2 protein-coding genes are annotated in these 1,895 nt (G+C 50.1%); both read right to left on the bottom strand.

The features are described from left to right. Positions 1-145: 145 nt before the first annotated feature. Positions 146-493 carry a hypothetical protein gene (locus tag ACO0LF_RS31210; protein ID WP_423021264.1) on the bottom strand — a complete coding sequence of 116 codons (348 nt, stop codon included), beginning with the start codon at positions 491-493 and terminating at the stop codon, positions 146-148. A 228-nt stretch (positions 494-721) separates the two neighbouring features. Then, positions 722-1,438 (bottom strand): hypothetical protein, encoded by a 717-nt coding sequence (locus ACO0LF_RS31205; RefSeq protein ID WP_423021262.1) that lies wholly within the window; start codon positions 1,436-1,438, stop codon positions 722-724. Positions 1,439-1,895 lie beyond the last annotated feature (457 nt).

Below are 1,895 nucleotides of genomic sequence, written 5' to 3'. Positions count from 1 at the left end.
GAGAGTTCTAATCGAGTCTGTCAGCTAAAACTGCAGATGCGCAGCGTTGTCCCTCCACCCCAACGCTTTCTAGTTTCCCAGAAATCGTCACTTATAACCATACAAGCGCAGCGTAATCGTACGCATGCATTCGCCGATCCTGTAATTACTGCTTGTCCTTATCGTTTTTTTTCCTGTTATGGCGATCCATTGCGACCATCAGTTCATCGACGTTTTCCCGATCACCGAATACATGTATCTCAGTATCGCCAATTAAACCGATGCCGCCAATGGCGACTTTCGCGCCCATGATTGGATCATGCACACTCGCGGCAATGCATCGTCCGAGTCTTCGAAATACCTCGAGTTCCTGTCTGCTCCTGATGAAAAAGACTTCCCGTTCGCAACTGGAACAAAATCTTTTTTCCGGATCGTCAAGAACGGTCAGGCTTTCCCATGTCTTCGGACATTTGAAGGAAAAATCGCATTCCAGGATTAAACCGTTTTCGTCCATTTTCCTCTCCTGTCAAACAGCAATGAATCTGAAGCTTACCTAAGATTACCGCCGCTGCGTCCCTGTGAAATAGCAGCTCGCGAGGCGCACCGAGTTATTTCAACTGGCACTTGCTTGATACTTGATTGCCTACCCTGAAGCAGCCATGTTTTTTAAACAGGATAGAGAGTGAGGCTTATCATGCGTACGATGACGCTGCGCTAATCTTACCTACACGGGCTACACGAGCTAATCCAAGGTCCCATCCGCCCGCAAAGGGAAGCGCAGATCGACGCACCGTGGGGATTTTCCGATTATCGATTTAATCGTCAGGTAGCCACCCTCGACAAGCTTGATTTTATCGCCGATCTTTGCAGTATCTTTGACGCAATGCTTTCCGGGCAGGGCCTCGGCTGCTTTTTGTGTCTCAGTGATGGAGGCAGGGTCAACCACTGCATCAGCCCTGATGGGATACCTGGGGTCCGCACAATAGCTTGATTTGCCGTAAATTTTAGTGACGGTGGCGATGTCACCCGTATCGCGCTGATAGCGGTTACCGACCTGGAGATTGTCAGGGACGCAGCTGAAGTTGAGTACTTTGTTATCGACCAGGCCCATGGCCATGTCGATTTCTGTAGCATTTTTTCTTTCGGGTGCAACAGGTGCAACAGGTGCTGGCTTGGGGGCTGCAGCCGTGTTGGCCGGGGTATCGCTGACCAGCAAGGCACGGATAGGGTATTTGCTGTCCTGGCATCTGGTGGATGTCCCGGACAAGGATTTAATGGTGCGGATATCGCCGTCAGCCACTTTGATCTTGCCGCCTACGACGGAGCCTTCTGCCACGCAATGTATGCCTTCGGCACCCGTGATCGCATCGCTGGCAGCCCCCACCACGGCACCGGGTATGATGACCAGACATCCTTGCAGGGACAAACAGCTTAACAGCACCAACAACTTATATCGCATATGACCGCCCTTAGTTTTTAAAGAATCTCAAAATACTAGCGGACCCATGCATTAAAAACAAGCGACAGAAGCTTCGTGCTCCATGTTTGCAAAAAGGTGATGCCGTGCCATGATATCAGCGCCAGCACCATAGGGCGCATAGATACGACGAACGCGGCGTAATCGTACGCATGCATAGCCTGAAATAATGACAGACCCCAGGAATATCTCATGATGACCACGCACTATCTCAGCAGATGCGTGATTTATGCTTGATTGACTGCTGTGAAGCGATCTTTGCTTTTCAAGCAAAATAGAGAGTAACGGCTAACATGCGTAAGATTACGCTGTGCTTGTATGGTTATAAGTGACGATTTCTGGGAAACTAGAAAGCGTTGGGGTGGAGGGACAACGCTGCGCATCTGCAGTTTTAGCTGACAGACTCGATTAGAACTCTCCCACCCCACCTCTTCAACGT

This window comes from Undibacterium sp. Di27W (assembly GCF_049340345.1).
Classification (GTDB): domain Bacteria; phylum Pseudomonadota; class Gammaproteobacteria; order Burkholderiales; family Burkholderiaceae_D; genus Undibacterium.
Note: the sequence above shows the minus strand (reverse complement) of the source record. Positions and strands in the feature narration are given on the sequence as shown.